15 protein-coding genes and 1 pseudogene are annotated in these 17,443 nt (G+C 37.0%); 9 read left to right on the top strand and 7 right to left on the bottom strand.

Features of this window, described 5'->3' with window-relative positions; translation table 11 throughout:
* Nucleotides 1–79: 79 nt before the first annotated feature.
* Both MHI14_RS14375 and MHI14_RS14370 read right to left on the bottom strand, forming a co-directional pair.
* Entirely contained in the window at nucleotides 80–697 is a 618-nt protein-coding gene (locus tag MHI14_RS14375; protein WP_091029717.1) for a TetR/AcrR family transcriptional regulator, read from the bottom strand.
* Nucleotides 698–836: 139 nt separating this feature from the next.
* A complete protein-coding gene (locus tag MHI14_RS14370) occupies nucleotides 837–1,595 on the bottom strand; it encodes an SDR family oxidoreductase (protein WP_091029713.1) in 759 nt (252 codons plus the stop codon).
* A gap of 1,944 nt (nucleotides 1,596–3,539) precedes the next feature.
* Here MHI14_RS14370 and MHI14_RS31130 point away from each other — a divergent pair.
* The 3 genes and pseudogenes from MHI14_RS31130 to MHI14_RS14365 form a co-directional block, all read left to right on the top strand.
* Nucleotides 3,540–3,758 (top strand): annotated as a pseudogene (locus tag MHI14_RS31130) (carboxylesterase family protein); the annotation flags it as partial.
* Between the two features lie 46 nt (nucleotides 3,759–3,804).
* Entirely contained in the window at nucleotides 3,805–3,987 is a 183-nt protein-coding gene (locus tag MHI14_RS31125; RefSeq protein ID WP_445670366.1) for a carboxylesterase family protein, read from the top strand.
* A 13-nt stretch (nucleotides 3,988–4,000) separates the two neighbouring features.
* The gene (locus MHI14_RS14365; RefSeq protein WP_341130590.1) at nucleotides 4,001–5,026 is read left to right on the top strand and encodes an alpha/beta hydrolase; all 1,026 of its coding nucleotides are present in this window, start codon (nucleotides 4,001–4,003) and stop codon (nucleotides 5,024–5,026) included.
* A gap of 800 nt (nucleotides 5,027–5,826) precedes the next feature.
* Here MHI14_RS14365 and MHI14_RS14360 read toward each other — a convergent pair.
* The 3 genes from MHI14_RS14360 to MHI14_RS14350 form a co-directional block, all read right to left on the bottom strand.
* Nucleotides 5,827–6,681: an oxidoreductase gene (locus MHI14_RS14360; RefSeq protein ID WP_341130589.1), complete on the bottom strand. Its 855-nt coding sequence runs from the start codon at nucleotides 6,679–6,681 to the stop codon at nucleotides 5,827–5,829.
* 70 nt (nucleotides 6,682–6,751) lie between these two features.
* Nucleotides 6,752–7,120 (bottom strand): MerR family transcriptional regulator, encoded by a 369-nt coding sequence (locus MHI14_RS14355; protein ID WP_179264707.1) that lies wholly within the window; start codon nucleotides 7,118–7,120, stop codon nucleotides 6,752–6,754.
* 180 nt (nucleotides 7,121–7,300) lie between these two features.
* Nucleotides 7,301–7,987 carry a TetR/AcrR family transcriptional regulator gene (locus tag MHI14_RS14350; RefSeq protein WP_341130588.1) on the bottom strand — a complete coding sequence of 229 codons (687 nt, stop codon included), beginning with the start codon at nucleotides 7,985–7,987 and terminating at the stop codon, nucleotides 7,301–7,303.
* Between the two features lie 143 nt (nucleotides 7,988–8,130).
* Here MHI14_RS14350 and MHI14_RS14345 point away from each other — a divergent pair, with 143 nt between their 5' ends.
* A complete protein-coding gene (locus tag MHI14_RS14345) occupies nucleotides 8,131–9,099 on the top strand; it encodes an aldo/keto reductase (protein ID WP_341130587.1) in 969 nt (322 codons plus the stop codon).
* A gap of 86 nt (nucleotides 9,100–9,185) precedes the next feature.
* Here MHI14_RS14345 and MHI14_RS14340 read toward each other — a convergent pair whose 3' ends face one another.
* Together MHI14_RS14340 and MHI14_RS14335 are read right to left on the bottom strand one after the other, a co-directional pair.
* Entirely contained in the window at nucleotides 9,186–10,337 is a 1,152-nt protein-coding gene (locus MHI14_RS14340; protein WP_341130586.1) for an NINE protein, read from the bottom strand.
* Between the two features lie 150 nt (nucleotides 10,338–10,487).
* On the bottom strand, nucleotides 10,488–11,657 hold the full coding sequence (locus MHI14_RS14335; protein WP_341130585.1) for a pectin acetylesterase-family hydrolase: 1,170 nt from the start codon (nucleotides 11,655–11,657) through the stop codon (nucleotides 10,488–10,490).
* A 245-nt stretch (nucleotides 11,658–11,902) separates the two neighbouring features.
* Between MHI14_RS14335 and MHI14_RS14330 the strand changes: the two genes are divergently transcribed.
* The 5 genes from MHI14_RS14330 to xerS all read left to right on the top strand — a co-directional run bounded on the left by MHI14_RS14330 (nucleotide 11,903) and on the right by xerS (nucleotide 17,296).
* Nucleotides 11,903–12,580 (top strand): response regulator transcription factor, encoded by a 678-nt coding sequence (locus tag MHI14_RS14330; RefSeq protein ID WP_341130584.1) that lies wholly within the window; start codon nucleotides 11,903–11,905, stop codon nucleotides 12,578–12,580.
* A gap of 44 nt (nucleotides 12,581–12,624) precedes the next feature.
* Entirely contained in the window at nucleotides 12,625–13,632 is a 1,008-nt protein-coding gene (locus tag MHI14_RS14325) for a HAMP domain-containing sensor histidine kinase (RefSeq protein ID WP_341130583.1), read from the top strand.
* A gap of 705 nt (nucleotides 13,633–14,337) precedes the next feature.
* A complete protein-coding gene (locus MHI14_RS14320; protein WP_341130582.1) occupies nucleotides 14,338–14,925 on the top strand; it encodes a hypothetical protein in 588 nt (195 codons plus the stop codon).
* A gap of 73 nt (nucleotides 14,926–14,998) precedes the next feature.
* The gene (locus tag MHI14_RS14315) at nucleotides 14,999–15,496 is read left to right on the top strand and encodes a Cthe_2314 family HEPN domain-containing protein (RefSeq protein WP_341130581.1); all 498 of its coding nucleotides are present in this window, start codon (nucleotides 14,999–15,001) and stop codon (nucleotides 15,494–15,496) included.
* A 726-nt stretch (nucleotides 15,497–16,222) separates the two neighbouring features.
* Nucleotides 16,223–17,296 (top strand): tyrosine recombinase XerS, encoded by a 1,074-nt coding sequence (gene xerS, locus MHI14_RS14310; RefSeq protein WP_339176929.1) that lies wholly within the window; start codon nucleotides 16,223–16,225, stop codon nucleotides 17,294–17,296.
* Nucleotides 17,297–17,443: the final 147 nt, after the last annotated feature.

Raw genomic sequence — 17,443 nt, 5'->3', positions numbered from 1 at the left:
GGTTCTTCATTTCTACAAAGAATGTAAATAAACGAATACGAGGGAGTCTCATATTGGGAGATCTCTCGTATTCGTCTTTTTAGTCAGCATACTTGTTTATAATCGTATGAGCAGCCTCATCCGCTATTTGAAAAGCCTGCTCTCGTGAAATACTGAAATCAAGCAGCAACATTTTGGGCCATAGCACCTGCCCAGCAATTAGACTCATAAATTCATTGGCCGTTTTTGACGCATCCGGCAGATTTATATTACCCAATTGAACTTCATCTACTAAATATTGCGTCAATTTCTGATGCACGGCGCCTTCGCCCAGTTCATAATGAAAAAGACTGAGCTCGGGGAATTGCTTGGCTTCTGCAATGACGACCCGGAATAAAGGAGCCATTCCATCACGAGTCAGCACGCATGCGTAGTCTCGTCCGAACTTTATTAATCCTTGCAGGGGAGAGCCGAGCTCCGGTGGAAAGTCCCATTCGGGATCAAGCTCCCAAAAATGCTTGACGATGGTTTCAAAAATCAATTCCTTCGTCGGGAAATGATTGAAAAGTGTACCTGTAGAGAGACCAGCAAGTTTTGAAATCTGAGCTAAAGTAGTCCGCGCATACCCTTTTTCAAAAAACAGTTCTTGTGCAGCGGCAATCGCGCACGCCCTTTTTTCTTCCTTTATACGTTCATGGTAAGTTGATTTAGTTCCCATAATTCCACTCCAAAGTTGGATTTAAGTCTTATCAGAGGGATAGCACCCTCTTCTCTACTATACAACAGTTGATCGTGTTCTAAAAGAAAAAGCTGCCTAAGCACCCTCGGAGGGCTTAAGCAGCAATAGGGCTAACATATTAGAGAATCGTTTGAGCGCCATCCAGAACCAAGTCAACGCCAATGGTGAAGCGTGACTCATCCGAAGCCAGATAAACAACAGCTTTGGCAATCTCTTCGGCAGTACCCATGCGTCCAGCCGGAATCCCGTCACGAATGCGGTTAATAACCATCTCACGAATTTCGTCAGACACGCCTAGCTTGTTCTTATCGTAAAGCGGGGTATCAATCGGTCCAGGACTCACCGTATTGAAGCGAATTCCGTTAGACGATAATAAGTCGGAATTCCAGGCTTTGGTCAGGGTGGAAATGGCACCTTTAGTAGCCGCATAAGCGTTGGAATGTGCATATCCGGCATGAGAGCTGCTCGATCCCATTAAAACGACAGAAGAGGGGTTCGCCATAACAGAAGTTAGTGCCTGCATTAAGAAAAATGGAGCTTTTACGTTGATGGCAAACAATCGGTCAAAGGCTTCCTCATCGATTTGCTCGAATGGACGCCAGTCAGATACACCTGCGTTTAAAAAGGCAATATCCAGTTTGCCAAAATGTTGTTCAACTCGATCAGCCAGTTGACGTTGGGCATTGAGGTCTCGGGAATCTGCCTGAAGCACAAGGACTTGATTTCCAAGTTCCTTTTGCGTTTTTTCTACATTTGCCGGAGTTACTCCGGTGACAATCAATTCAGCACCTTCAGCCAGAAATTGTTTGGCTGTCTCCAAGCCAATTCCACTGGTGCCACCCGTAATAAGTGCTCGTTTACCATTAAGTCTAGTCATGTTAAAACCTCCATCGCAAGATACTTACAAGGATAAATATAAGACGATAATAATCTAAAGTCAAGTAACTCAACTTTATTTATTTTTTCTTATGTGATAAAATCATTTTGAGCACAAGAGGCTGTGAATACAGAGTTAAAAAAGTTTTTTTATTCGTTTAGAGAAAGTGAGAGATGGACTCTGACAAATTAGGGAGGAGTAGTCCTGATGAGACATCAGTAAATAGGTTCAATATCTTAAGATCGTTATCAAGTAGGAGAATCCGGGAGGGATTCCACTGTCTAAATTAGATACAAATACTCGTACAGAAGAGTATTTGTATCTATAGGAGATCGGCTCCCGTTTGCGATTGAAGTCACGAAAACCAATCGTTGAATAATTTGTTTCAGAGAATAGAAGAAGGTAGGCATGATTTTGAACTCTTATGCAACTCTTTTTGTCGAGGGACAAGAACTTATTCCCATTGAAGTCGCTATTTTAGCGGCTTTTTTTTATTTTATCGGTACAAGTTCTTGTCCCGAGCCAAGGACAAGAACTTGTACCGATTGCCGAGATGGACAAGAACATGTTCCCATTTCCGATTAGATGAATATCTAAGTGTGAGAATTGGGTATCTTTTGAGCGACTAACAGACCACAAGATGGATTATGATCAAGATACCTGCTTCAACGCTAGGAGGTATTTCCACTGGAACTGTAATCCCATTTGAAATGGATAAAATAAGCTCCTTAATAAAGCACTTTAGCAAAGAAAAGGGGAGGAAGCTGAATGTAATTTTAGATCAAGGAAGGGGAAACATATGCAGATATTGCACTTTGTTCTGATTTGTCATTGTTATGGACAAGAAGTTGAACCGATTACCGTACTGGACAAGAACATATCCCTTTTGCCGATTAGACTTATATCTAATTATTATTCTCCCCGTAAATTAATTAAAACTAATGAGCAGATTAGCGTAGTTTCGTGTCTTTCTCAGGTTTTTACGCCCCCGACGATCTTAGAGAAACCGCCCTTAATTTTACACACTAATAGAAAATTGGGATAATATTTAACTATATCTATAACTAAAGAAGCAATGCAGATAACTCAAGTTAAAAGTAATTTCAAAAAGTGGTTTACAGTGGCAATGAAGAATTGTTACAACAGATTTGGATCACTCTTTTGGATAATACAATTAAATTTCCCCACATAGATAGCTTGATTGAGATTCATTTTGGCATACAGGATCATGGGATAGTAGAACTTTGCAATGGCGATATAATCGCACAGAGCGAGCGGGGGAGAGACAGTAAATTTAGTGTCCTTTTCTATAGATAAATTGGACTTGTTTAACGTAAAAACAGTTGGCAGCCGGATAATTCCGGCTGCCAACTGTTTTTGCATTCAAGCATTTCTATGCGGTCATATGACACTGATGGTATGGAGATTCCTGAATTCTTGCTCCAGATTTCACTTAGTTTATTTTTAGTTTAGTTTTGTCAGATAGTATTTAAACTGGCCGAATAAAATGCGTATTAAGTTAAGCCGAAGACGGAACCATAGCGGATTCGTGTCTGAAGGCTGCCACATCGTTAATTACGTTGGAAGGGGCGCATCGATCTTACTTATTTCTTAGCATCCAGGAGGTGATCGTTTTATTCCAATTGTCCATATGGTAATGCAAGCAGCATATCAAGGAGAAAATAATAAACCTAAAGGAGATGTTAGGAGTTGAAGAAGAAAGTCGTCATGTCATTAAATTGAATCGAAATATATAAGGGAATTCCATACACTGCCCCGTCTACCGACAAATTACGTTGGAAAGCTCCGCTGCCAGTAGAACCATAGAGCGGTGTACGAGATACAATAGCTTGGAGTGTAAGCGCAATTCAACCACAACAGGCTCCATATTCACGGTACACCAAGGAGTTCATTAATGATGATATCGGGTAGTCCGAGGACAGCCTCTATCTGAATGTTTGGGCCAATAATAATGATAATCGAAATAAAACTGTCATTGTATATATTCATGGAGGGGCTTTTGTCAGCGGGGGCTCTTCTGCAGAGGTATATGCCGGTGAATTTATTGTGAGACAAGATACGGTATATATCAGCATTATCTACCTCCTTGGAATTTTTGGTTTTCTCGCTTCGGAAGAACTCTCCGCCGAATCGGACAGCTGAAACTCGTCAAATTTTGGTTCATTGGAGACCAAATTCAGGCGTTGAAATGGTGCAAAATAGTATAGCGCAATTTGGAGGAGATCCTTACAATGTTACCGTTATAGGGAAATCTGCCGGTGCGATTTTGGTGAATGCGCTAACCGTTTCTCCTGTGGCTCAAAGGTTATTTTCCAAGACAATGGTCATGAGCTCTGTAAATATCGAATTGCCCACGAATAGTGATGATTAAAGGAGAATGCAAAATGAAAAAAAATAAAATTCTAAAATTTTTAGGGTGGTTTATAGGAATTTTACTTTGTATGGGTATGGTAGGTTATATAACAGTTACAAATAACCCACAATTAGTAGTAGGTATCATTCAAAAAGGAATATATAAAGAAGCGAATCCCAGTAGTTTTGAACCGTTAAATGAAGCGTATAAAGGTCTCAAAGAAAATGGTCAATACTTAATCAGTGAAATTAAATACAGTGAAGAATATCCAAATAGTTATCTTGATATTATTTACACTGATAATAATACTGAAGTAGATCGTCCCACTCTTTTCTATTTTCACGGAGGAGGATTTTTTGGGGGAAGTAAAAATATGGGAGACCCTCTTGCTGAAAGTGAGGCTACTTATTTAATCGATGATATTGTAGCTAAGGGATATAATGTGGTTAATGTAGATTATGCTTTAGTACCTGATTATCATTTTCCAACTCCGTTAGTGCAAATGAATCAGGCAATAGCATATATTAAACAACACGCTAAAGAATATAATCTTAATGTGAACAATGTTGTTTTAATGGGTTCTTCGGCAGGAGGAATTATGACATCTCAATATGGAAGCATTCTTACGAATGAACATTATGCAAGTTTGCTAGGCATAGTACCAAGTATTGAAAAAGATAAAGTAAAGGCACTCGTAATTGACGATGCACCACTAGATTATAAGAATTTTCCACTAGGAACAAAAATGTTAGTAGGGAACTATGTTTCTGGATCGATTTATTTAAGCGATGATGAAATTAAAAAATACAACAACATTTACCATATAACTAGTGAATATCCAGCAACTTTCTTATTAGGGAGTGAATATCGTAAAGATATGCTTACATTACACGAGGCACTTGAAAAGGTAGATGTAGAAAATGAGTTAGTAGATCCGTTAGTTGAATATGGAATTGAAAAACAACACGGATTTGTTGCAAATTTACGAAATGATGAAATTTCTATGAAAGCATTCCATAGACTTATAGATTTCATAAATAATGAGACAAAAAAATAAAAAATGAATTTTTAAGGTTAAATATCCCTAAATCCGTGATGCTTGCCATGTGTTAGCTCTAGATTCATAGAGCTAATGAACGTACAATGAAGAAAATGTTGTGTTTTCTACCATTCTTTAATTTGTAGCACAGAGGCGAATGTTCATGACTCCTAAATTTACCCTTGAAGCGTCCAGCGACTTTCTTATATCGCGGGCAGGACTTGTAATTGATGGTTAGATGTTAGATCTATCTAACTCAACAGAACAAACGCTTGAATCACACGGTCATTGATGACGTCAAAGTGCCTCATCTCTCACGCGGATAACGTTCGTGCTTATCTCGGTCTGCTGTGTTAAGGCAAGAGTGACATGGCTCATATCGAGTCTATCGAAAGGATCACTTTTTCCAAAAGCTTTAGGGATCTGAAAGATGACCTCTGCACCTACGATGCGACAACGCTTGGATCAAGCCGCTCTTGGTGGGGAATGGTAAACGATTGGGAAGTTTTAGTAAAATATGCGAATGGTCGGTTGCTCAGATATTAAAAATTCTACTGTTGATTTTGATTGGTTTGATTACGGAGGGATTGAAATCACGAGATCATAAAATAGCATAGACAAGTAGATAGCAAGGAGTAACAATGAAAAAGTTTTAATTTTTATAATAGAAAACACAAAATGCCGCTAAAGTTAGCGGCATTTTGTGTTTTCTTTAAGTCTGGCAACTTAGATGTTGAAGCCCATGTTGTATGCTCGATATTTTAGCATTTATAAGATGACAAGAGGTTTCACCTATCATCTTATTTTATCCATTAGCCTTAATCTTTGTAATCCGCATCAATGGTTGTTTCTTTCCATTCTTCCATGCTTTCAAGCAGGAGGGTAAATTTGTGTTTGGCCGCTTGATAAGCTTGTTGCCCCAGAAGCAAACGGAGAGGGGGGGCGGGAATTTCAACAATACGAATGAGTGCCTCGGCTAATTTAACAGGATCGCCGGCTTCTTGACCAGCCCCAAGTTGAACCCCTTGCAACATTTGACCCACAATGGATTCTTTGTATTCAGGTATGGATGTCTCGGTCTTCACAGAAGAGCGACCGCCCCAATCTGTGCGGAAGCTACTTGGCTCAATCAAAGACACATGAATATTAAAAGGAGCAAGTTCTTGCGCAAGACTTTCCGAAATCCCTTCAACTGCGTATTTTGTAGCGTGATAATATCCAAGTGTCGGGAATGAAGTCAGACCACCAATGGAAGAAAAGTTGATAATATGTCCACTTTTTTGATTGCGCATGTGAGGAAGTACGGCATTTGTTACATGCATCAGCCCCCAAAAGTTGATTTCGAACATGCGGCGAGTCTCCTCTTCAATACTTTCTTCTACTGAACTGAAATATCCGATGCCCGCATTGTTCACTAAGACATCAATACGATTAAACTTTTCAATCGTTTGATCAATAGCCGTACGAATTTGATCTGGACTGGTCACATCCAACGGGAGCATGAGCGTACTTTCTTCATGGCCTGCGGTAATATCTGTGATCTGCTCCACATTACGAGCAGTTACGACCACTTTATATCCAGCACGAATCGCTTGTTCAGCGATCTGACGTCCAAACCCTGTTGAGCATCCAGTAATAAACCAAACCTTATCTTGTTGAGACAATATAATCACTCCTTCAAGTTGATAACCATACTTTAAATGTTAAAGTTAACTTGAAGTCAATATTTTTTTTACAAAGCTTTTATTTCATCTTTTTAAACATTAATACATCGTAGATCGCGATCTTGCGAATGATCTTTTCCAAATGGAATTGCGTCTGTGCTACAGACTGTTCGACCTTGGCCTTGTGCTCCAACAAGAAATACTTTCTGGCATCCAGCGATACGTCACCTTGCCGAATCAACTCTGTGTATGCCTTTATATCCTCAATGGACATTCCAGTGTCTTTCAGAGCAATGACCAACTCCAGCCATTCGAGTACCTCATCCGAATATTCTCTCCTACCTGATGTACCTCTCTGTACATGAGGCAATATACCTTCCTGCTCATAATAGCGAAGAGTAGAGGGTCGAAGGCCGGTAATTCTTTCGATCTCGCTGATACTATACATGATTGAGTATCCTTTCGTTGTTAGAGTTCACTTTATGTTTAGCTCACCCAAAATCCCCGTTGAAACTAAGTCTATAAGAAGAACTACTCCCTCTTCAGAGAAAAGGAGTAATTAGTAGCATGATGGTTTATGCAAAACAGCCTAGACTCATTCTTATCCGAATGCCTCACAAAATAGAAATTATTGTCTAGTATCAAATAAAGTTTTTGAAATTTTTTGGGTTAAATAATCGATATGAGGAACGATGAGATTATCATCCACCAAATGGAGCTTTTCAGGTCTGAATAACTGTAACTTTTTCAATTTGTAAAAATCATAAAGTACTTGTTCGATAGTCAAACCATTCATCAACAGATATTTAGTATCTAACATCGTATTTAATAATTGGTCCTGCAGAATTAGTACTTGTCCGTTTAATTCATTGAATACACTATTTCTCATACCCTCATGATAAAAGGTGAGCAATTGTTTTTCTCTTTCTTGTGTGACGACTAATAATTGTTCGTAAATTTCTGGGTAAACACTAAAAAGATCATGTTTATACTCCTCAGTAACAAACATCGTTAAAGAAACAGATTGTTCAAATAGCTGCTGAAAGCGCACAGCATATAAACTTTCTTCTTCTGGTGGTTCCCCAATAACCACCTCTTTAAAGTAATCAATAATTGTATTGGTAACGATCTGAATAATCTCTTCTTTTGTTGAGAAATACTTATATAAAGTAACTCTACTGATATTCATGATTTTTGCTATCTCATCCATACTCAAAGAATGAAATCCACTCTTTCGTATAGATGGTAATAATCTAAAAAGTAATTTTTCCTGGGTTTGAAGAAACTTCTGCATTTTTTTTTGCTCATCCTTCAAATTAGTCACCCCCTTATGTAAATAGTATAACTGAAAATAAACATTTTATAAACCTTACTTAGTTAACACTAAATATAAAAGTTGTAAAGTTCGTTTAACAATGGTATGCTTATCTCGATTCCAATCACAAAGGAGAGAGCGCATTGAAAACAAGAAAATTAGGCAATAGTGATGTTACAGTATCTTCTATCGGGTTAGGTCTTATGGGTATGTCTGGGGTATATGGACAGAGTAATGATGAGCAATCAATCAAAACAATACAAAGAGCTGTGGACATAGGTGTAAATTTGTTAGATACTGCTGATGTGTATGGAAACGGGCATAATGAAGAATTGCTCGGTCGAGCACTGAAAGGGCGTAGAGATCAAGCAATTGTTGCTACGAAGTTTGCAATCGGTCCTAATTTTCAAGGGGTTAATGGGCATCCAGACTATGTAAGAAAAGCAATAGAGGATAGCCTGCGCAGACTAGATCTCGATTATATTGATCTCTATTATCAACATCGCGTGGATCCAAATGTTCCAATCGAAGAAACAGTTGGAGCTATGGCAGACCTAGTTAAGGAAGGGAAAGTTCGTTTTCTCGGGTTATCCGAAGCATCAGCACAAACGATAAGACGTGCTCATTCTGTACATCCTATTTCTGCTCTTCAAACGGAATACTCCCTTTGGAGCAGAGACGTAGAGAATGAAATTCTGCCAGTTATTAATGAACTAGGTATTACGTTTGTTGCTTACAGCCCTTTAAGTCGTGGATTTATTTCGGGGGAAATACGAAAATTTGAGGATCTTGCAGCTGATGATGTTCGCAGATATTTACCACGTTTTCAACCAGATAATTTTCAAAAGAATGTAGACATTACAGATGAGATTACAATAATTGCTAAAGAAAAAGGATGTACACCTTCACAGTTGGCATTAGCTTGGACAATCGCTAAAGGTGCGCTGCCAATACCGGGTACAAGACGAGTCCATTATTTAGAGGAGAATGCTGGTGCTGCGGATATCACGTTGACATCAGATGACTTGACACGAATTGAAGCTGTTAGCCCTGAAACAGCCGTTCAAGGGGGGAGATACGATGAGAATAGTATGAAAGGTCTCAATCTCTAGGAAATTTATACAAAAAAACAACCGCTCCCAATTAAACCAGGGAGCGGTTGTTCAGATTTTTTATATTTCATATTAAATTGTTATTTCTAATCCAAATTTTTAACTCTTACTTTTTCCCAATTTGTTGTATTCTTCATGATTTCCGGAGCGTTCCCACGAAATACCTTACTTGCTTCATTATCATTCATCAGAGTATAACGAAACCAAGCTGTCATATATCCATCTGCGTGAGAAAGAGTGTGACCATGCTCGACATTTTTCCTTCTTGCCATGACAGCAGGTATGCCTTTACTTAGATCGGAATAGTTCTCATATAATGATTTGTAAGGTGAAATGAGTTCCGCATCCGATTCGCCTGTGCTTGCTAACATGAAATATGGTATTTTTATTTGGGTAACGTCGTAGTCCCATTTTAAGGATTTAGCAAGTTCCAACCCCGGCGTGCTGGCAGTATAGATCGACGTAAACATATCACTGTTGCTGAATCTAGTTACCGCATTGATGGCTCCAACTCCTCCTTGTGAATGTCCAGATATGCCAATGTTATTTGTATCTAACCTATCATAAAAGATACTATCTGTATCACTATTCAAGCCTAAAATAAATTTTAAAGCGTCGGAAGATGACTGTCCCGACCACGAGCTATCATCATCATTTCCTATAACGACAAATCCCCAAGAAGCCAGATGTTTAAAGACTTCACTAAATTTCGAAAATGGTACACCGGTACCATTGGCTATAACTACGATAGGGTGTTTTTCAGAGCTTTGCTCAAGTAATGAGGGATACCATACTTTAAACTTATCGAATAATTTTTCATCACTTTTAAATTCAATGTCGCTAGTTTTGAATTCTCCAAGTCTGGTATATTTTTTTTCAATGGGGTAGGCAGCATCAACTTTATTGTAATACTCCTTTTCAATCATAGGTTGATTCAGAATCTGCTTGAAAATTAAAAAACCGAACAGTAGCCATAAAAGTGTTGCAATGAGAACTGAAAGTACTATAGCTATAGTACCAAGCTTCTTATTGGGTTTCCCAATGGGAAGCTTGTTTTTATCAGTCCTACAACCAAAAATGATCTGGAGCAAATCAATTAAAACACCCAGCCCTAAAAAACCAACTGTAAAAAGATATAATATGCCAGTAACTATTTTCCCTTCATAAAACCGGTGTATTCCAAATACACCCAAAAATAAACAAAGTAGAAGATCTATACTTTTCGACCTTTTTGACAAAATGTAACCTCCTTGACAACCTCTTGATGTGCAATAACATTGCTATATTCATGGTTTTTTTCATCAGATTGGAATAATGCTGTCATTGCATCATTTTGGAGATACCGCGAAGTGAATAAGTGACTCCAAATCCCCGTTTACAACATTGAACTATTTATCTAATAAATCTAGTCCATAACTATTAATATTTCCATTTATTGCATTAATAATCCAGTCAGCTATACTTTTATCTTCTGAATATTTCTTACCATAAAAATTAGGAGAAGGTAAGATGGTATGCGGAGTTAAATTTTTTCCATCTTTATTTTTCTCTATCTCATTCCAAATATAAATTCCGACATTAGGAAGGTTGTCTTGTAAATCAGCTACCATTTTTACAAGGTCTTTTTCATAGATATCGCCATTTTCATTTGTTGTGGATAAAATTCCATTTCTAAAATAAGATTGGTATGTGCTTAATGCTTCATCTCTTAAAGAACTACCAAAGAGAATTTTTAATTTATTACCATATTTTTTTGATAGGCTGGTTAAACTGTCTAAGATAATATTATCACTTACTAATCTATCTGAAATCTCTTTTGGCGTTTGCCACATATGTTCAGCGACATCATGCCAAGTATCCGTTAAAAGTAATGAACTATCTACAGCTACTGTTACATTATTTACTTGAGGAAAATACTGTGTAATAATATCATCTGCAAGTAATGAGGTACCAAATCCTCCTGCACTAAAACCTGCGATAAGTAGTGTATCTGGATTAGGTATATATTTCATCGCTTTTTTCATAAAAGAAGTGTAGTTAATATATCCATTATGATAAAGAATTTGTTTATTACCATTTAAGTCTGTATATTCATATTCGCCACTTCCTGCATGAAGATCTCCTGTTGAATAAGGTATTGCTAATATTGTCCAATCTTTGAAAGGATTTTCTTTATTATTACTTGCTATTCCAAATTTAACACTAAAGTCAACGTCAGCATAATCTGCATAAAAACCGCCGTCATCATTTAAAGGTCTTGCAGCTGTGTATTCATCTACTGCTAATCCACCACCAAAGAAATACACTATTACTTTGTTTTCTTTTCCTACTTTTATCAAACTATGCCAATCCTTGCCGTTTGCTGACTTAGTTCCTTCTGGAGTTATACGATACCACTCTCCTACTTTTGGTTCACCACTTAATTCTGGTGCTTTCCATTTCAGAAAATTTTGTAATCCTACATAACTGACAACACCAATAACTGCCAGAATTCCTAAAACTAAGGCTGATATTTTCCATCTCTTTTTCATTTTTTTCTGTTTGATTTTATTACTCATTTTAACCTTCCTTTTCTGTAAGTTTATTTTTGAAATTGATTTGCTTCTTATATAGCTATAGCCGTATCTTTATCTTTTTCAATAAATAGCTTTCCTCCTTGAATTTTTCATAGGTCGCTATATGTGGAATCAGCACTAGTGTAGCTGTACAATGTAAACTGAAACTCAACTGCATATGTTTATGTTCAATTTACCTTTCAACGATAAAATGAGACATCTTATTAGTAACAGAAGGAGATATTTCTATGTTAAATATATTAGTGGTAGAGGATGACGAAAGTACCAGAAAGTTAATGTGTGTGGTCTTACAAACGAGAGGATTCACAACATACTGGGCGGAAGACGGGATAAAAGCGCTAGAGATTATTGAGAGTCAGCATATAGATTTAGTGGTGCTTGATTTAATGATGCCGAATATGGACGGTTATGAATTGACACGTCAACTTCGGATATTCTCGGAACACCTCCCGATCCTGATGGTAACAGCCAAACAGGAGCCGAAAGACAAAAGGCAGGGATTTCTTGCTGGTACTGATGACTACATGATAAAACCAGTAGATGAAGAGGAGCTGGTTCTTCGGATTAAAGCGCTCCTACGTAGAGCAAGGATTGCCAGTGAACAAAAGCTAACCATCGGGAACGTCGTACTCGACTATGATAAGCTGGCAGTAACATGCGTAGATGAAGTTAGCATCCTTCCAGCGAAGGAGTTTTACCTGTTATTTAAATTACTTTCATATCCAAACATGATATTCACTCGTCTGCAGCTAATGGATGAAATCTGGGGTATGGAATCGTCAACAGATGACCACACACTTACAGTTCATATTAATCGTTTGCGGAACCGTTTCCGAGAATGGAATGAGTTTGAGATTATCGCGGTTAGAGGACTCGGTTATAAGGCGGTGATTCAAGCAAAATGAGAGATTTTTTTCGCAAACGAATAAGTCTCACGATCACCTTAGTAATGTTTGTTTTCGGTGTGTTGGTGGCTACATTCTTACTGCTAATTGGCGGTGGCATTCTCTTACAGTATCTTGGTGTTATTTCACTTGCTCCCTCCCCGAATCAAGGATTAGGTGAACGTATGCTCTCAATTCTTTTTCTTTTTGGTCTATGTGTATTAATAGGAACTTCACTTACTGCCTTTCTCAGCAAAAAAGCATTGAACCCCATACGCAAGGTCATTGACTCAATCCACAGGGTTGCAGCTGGTGATTTTAGCGTTAAGGTCAATTTGAAAGGGATTGGAGAGTTGGAAGAATTATCGGAAAGCTTTAATAAAATGACGAAAGAATTGGCAGGTATTGAGACCCTAAGAAATGATTTTATCAACAACTTTTCCCATGAATTTAAAACACCTATTGTTTCGGTTCGTGGTTTTGCCAAAATTTTAAAAGAGAATCCTTTATCTGAGGAAGACAGACAAGAATACCTTGACATTATCATTAAGGAATCTGAGCGTTTAGCTACGCTCTCCACCAATGTACTTACTTTGGCGAAATATGAGAATCTTGAAATTCTAATGGATAAAAATCCGTTTAGGCTGGACGAACAGATCAGAAGAACTATCATATTAATGGAACCTAAGTGGTCAGCTAAGGCCATAACCATTAATTTGAATTTAGAAGAAGTAGTTTACAGTGGCAATGAAGAAGTGATACAGCAGATTTGGATCAATCTTTTGGATAATGCAATTAAGTTTTCCCACACAGATGGCTTGATTGAAGTCACCCTTGCCATCTTCAATGAAGAGATTCATTTTAGTATCCAGGATCACGGGGTTGGCATGGATGAACATACGAAGGCTCATCTTTTTGATAAGTTTTTTCAGGGGGATGCTTCTCATGCCAAAAAAGGATACGGGCTTGGGCTTCCTCTTGTAAAACGTATAATAGAACTTTGCAATGGCGATATTATCGTACAAAGCGAGCAGGCTAGAGGAAGTAAATTTAGCGTCGTTTTTTATAGATAAACAATATTTACTTAACGTAAAAACAGCTTGACGCTGGACACTTCCGGCGTCAAGCGTTTTTGCATTCGAGCTTTTCAAATGAGATGAGGAAAAAAGATGTCTGCATGTCTTGCCGAGTCAGGAAAATAATTTGATTAGTAAGATGATAACGGAGAAACTGTTAGTGAAGTTGATATCGAAAATACCGATGCGGGTGAACAATATAAAACAGAGTTACTCCAAAGTATGTTTAAAAAATGACCTCTTTACCCAGGATAATATTGGGTAAGAGATTAGTCTTAGAAGATACGGCTGAGGGTATTAACACTCTATTGGCTTTTCTGAAAAAATATCTTTCCACTCCCAGTATCGGTTAGAGTCAAGGAAATCATATCCGAAATTTGGCTCCCGAGGTGCTCGTTACGTATCTCCCGGGAGTTTTTATCATGCGGGTTTAGTTCATCTACAGAATGATGTAAGGTGGAAGACATATTAACAGATAGGAAGGGGCAAATAATTGAGTTGGCGACTTTCTTTGGTATCTTTTAAAGATACTGAATAGTTCGATCATTTAGCTTTATTAAACCTATTACTTGACAGAGTTTTAGTCAGTGAACTTTTGTAGAGAATCTTGACCATGTTTATTTCCGAATTGTTTTCGAATGTTATCTATTTTGTCAGATGTTTGAAGAGGCAGAGAGCCACTTTTTTTCTGAACGTTATTTCTTGACTAACAGTATTATAAAAACAATCGGTGCATGGGAGAAAATTATACGCTTTCACTGTATATATCATGAAGTTCCATTGAACACTGACCCAAAAAAGAACTCATTAGATCGCCTGAAGAAAAAAATTAACAAGTCAGGCTTCAAAGACACCCAATTATTCAACGATTATAGAATCCTTAGGAGTCATAATAAATTCTCTTCTGTAGATGAAGCGCGAAAGAACAATGACCATAACTTATCATTTCACTTGAGTGGAAATAATGTTATAAGTCAAAGTAAAATAGCAGAAGATATTCTTGATAATCTTAATGCTATTTACAACGGAATCGAAGAAGCTATTGCTTTGTTAAAGAATAGAATAAGATTAGTTACCAAAAATCAAGTCCAAAAATACGGATTTAAAAATAATGTTCTCAGTGAACCAAAATTGTTAAAGAAAAAGCTTCAGAAGGTGAGGAAAAACTTTAGTTATAGTGACATTACAGATTTTAATGATCTCTCAGTAGGATATATTAAATGGGCTAATCAAAGGTTAGAAGAGGTAATAAATTGGAAGGTTAACTTTTCAACCCCCCCCTTTGAATAGGATTTACTATAAACTCATAGATGTAACGGTAAGAATACATGAGAGTGCGAGAAGTATTGGTTATGCAGCTGAAATGTCTCGTACCGCAATGTTACAATCGTATCAAGATCGTGATAAACATTGGGTAAGGTTTAATGGCATGAACTATCGGTACTTTATTCATAGTGCCTTAATTCGTATGTATAGTGTTTACGATAAGTTAGGAATGATTTTACAAGATCTCTTTGAATTAGAATTAGGTGATGTTACATTTGAAAGTGTACTACAATCTTTTCATGATCCCAAAAATGAAGACTACCGTTCTTATAGTTCTTTACCGCCTGTGAAAAAATGCAATTATATAGTCAGTAGTGTTGCGTATAAACAACTATATAGCTCACGTCAAGATTTTTTCCACCTACTAGTGAAACAAGACTTTATGGGTGGTGATTACAAGGAAGTAATGGATTATGAATTGATGATTGCTATTATTGAAAATAGTAAAATGATCTATGATCTAATTGAGTCTCTTGATACTGCACTAACTCATTTTCATCGTATTGGAGAATATCATTTAAATACCAAAGGGTAATCTATTATAAAGGTGAATGGCCCACTAATGTGGTACACATTCACCTTTTTTTGTATAAACTCTATCATATTGACTTCTTATGTTCATAGGAAAATCATGGTATACTATATAGTGCGATAGAGGTGGAACGCAGGATAACAGAAAATATGTTACCTAAGATCCTTTCAAATATCAGAGATTAGACCGTTCCTCGTGGCGGTCTTATTTTATTAAAAGGAGATGTTCTGCCCATGTGTGATAATTGCACGTCTTATGACAGTACGAGAACAGAGAAAGGCGAGACATTTACCAACGGTAAATTGTCGTTTCGTGTTTATGAGTTCAACGCGGATAACGAAGATTATACACTTTTTTATTATATTTGTGACAAAGGAGAATGGATTTTGAAATATCCCGTTATAAATCCTATTCCACTATATTTAGAAGTTGCTCTACAACAAAACCATCACAAAAAAATTGCCCAACAATTAAGAGAGTGCAGAGATTTTAGATTACATTTTTTAATGAATAAGTTTGTATGATGTATCAATGGTGAAGAAAGAGATAAGCACCACCTTGCAGTCGCTATTATTGTAGTAGCGGTATCAAAATAAAACTTTAGAAAGAATCCGATTAATATTCCCGTTAAATCAGTTGAGGCTTATGTGTGAGAAAATTATAATTACGTAAAATAATAATTTGACGAATAATTACTTAGAAGTTATATTCATTTGGGGGTGGTTGCTTTTGGATAAACAAGCTAAATTACACCTTATGGGTCGAATTGACGATAAGTTAAGTGAATTACCTTGGTATGTTACTGAATTTATTGACAGTAAGAAGCGTAAGCTTTCTGCCTCAACACTTCTTAATTACTGCCACGATTATATTATCTTTTTTGATTGGCTGATTACAGAGAACTTTACCACAGCTCAAAAAAGAACAGAAATTGAATTATCCACGCTAGAAACATTAACGATACGTGAAACAGAAAGCTTTTTGTCTTTTTTGGAGTATCAACTTGGGAATAATAAGCTAACAATAAACCGTAAGCTTTCTTCTCTTAAGTCCTTATTTGATTACTTACAGAATAAAGCCGAAACAATTGATTTAAAGCCTTATATACAACGAAATGTTATGGCTAAAATGGACTTGAATGCAGTAAAAGAAAGTCAGGAAACGATCGCGAATCGTATGGAAGGGAAAATACTGAGAGAAAATGATTTTGAAGCTTTTAGAGTGTTTGTAGCATACGATTATGGCGAATTAAACAAAACAAATAAACGTATCATGAATTTCCATCAGTTTAATCGTCAACGAGATACGGCAATAATTTCATTAATCTTAGGATCAGGACTTAGATTATCGGAAGTTTCCGGAATCAATCTTGAGGATTTAGACCTGACAAAATCATCTGTAAGAGTAACTCGAAAAGGGGGAAAAGAGCAATATGTTTACTTTAGCAGCCAAGCATCCCTAGATATTGAGAATTACCTGCAGGTAAGGGAAACAAGATATACCCCAGAAAAAAATGAAAAATATTTGTTTATTGCAGCACCTGTAGGACGCAAAGGTAAAAATAGACGTTTAACACAACGTTCTATAGAAAAACTTGTTGAGAAATATGCAACAGCCTTTGGAAAGCCGGCTTTGACGGTTCATTCTTTGAGGCATTCATTTGCCACACGTTATCATATTGAGAATAATGATGTCCCAAAATTAAAAAATCAATTAGGACATTCTTCAATACAAACTACAATGATTTATACGCACTTAACAGATGATCAAATGAAAAATGCTGTAAACAACATGGATAAATAATTTGGAGGGAGTGACACAAAGTTGCCTACCAGACTGGAGAATGACATCATAAAGTTGCCTACCAAGTTCCAAATTTGCTCCGTTAATTTTAACAAAGGGCATAAATGCATGATAGTAGGGTACTTTGTGTCATTTTGGTAGGGAACT

Origin of the sequence: Paenibacillus sp. FSL K6-2393, from assembly GCF_038002545.1 — a bacterium.
Taxonomy (GTDB): domain Bacteria; phylum Bacillota; class Bacilli; order Paenibacillales; family Paenibacillaceae; genus Paenibacillus.
Note: the sequence above shows the minus strand (reverse complement) of the source record. Positions and strands in the feature narration are given on the sequence as shown.

Bases quoted from the DNA above. Each gene is read 5' to 3' on its own strand.
- MHI14_RS14315 (WP_341130581.1), top strand. From the start codon at position 14,999: ATGTCTCGTACCGCAATGTTACAATCGTATCAAGATCGTGATAAACAT.
- MHI14_RS31125 (WP_445670366.1), top strand. From the start codon at position 3,805: ATGGTGCAAAATAGTATAGCGCAATTTGGAGGAGATCCTTACAATGTT.
- MHI14_RS14335 (WP_341130585.1), bottom strand. From the start codon at position 11,657: ATGAGTAATAAAATCAAACAGAAAAAAATGAAAAAGAGATGGAAAATA.
- MHI14_RS14365 (WP_341130590.1), top strand. From the start codon at position 4,001: ATGAAAAAAAATAAAATTCTAAAATTTTTAGGGTGGTTTATAGGAATT.
- MHI14_RS14375 (WP_091029717.1), bottom strand. From the start codon at position 697: ATGGGAACTAAATCAACTTACCATGAACGTATAAAGGAAGAAAAAAGG.
- MHI14_RS14325 (WP_341130583.1), top strand. From the start codon at position 12,625: ATGTTTGTTTTCGGTGTGTTGGTGGCTACATTCTTACTGCTAATTGGC.
- MHI14_RS14330 (WP_341130584.1), top strand. From the start codon at position 11,903: ATGTTAAATATATTAGTGGTAGAGGATGACGAAAGTACCAGAAAGTTA.
- MHI14_RS14370 (WP_091029713.1), bottom strand. From the start codon at position 1,595: ATGACTAGACTTAATGGTAAACGAGCACTTATTACGGGTGGCACCAGT.
- MHI14_RS14355 (WP_179264707.1), bottom strand. From the start codon at position 7,120: ATGTATAGTATCAGCGAGATCGAAAGAATTACCGGCCTTCGACCCTCT.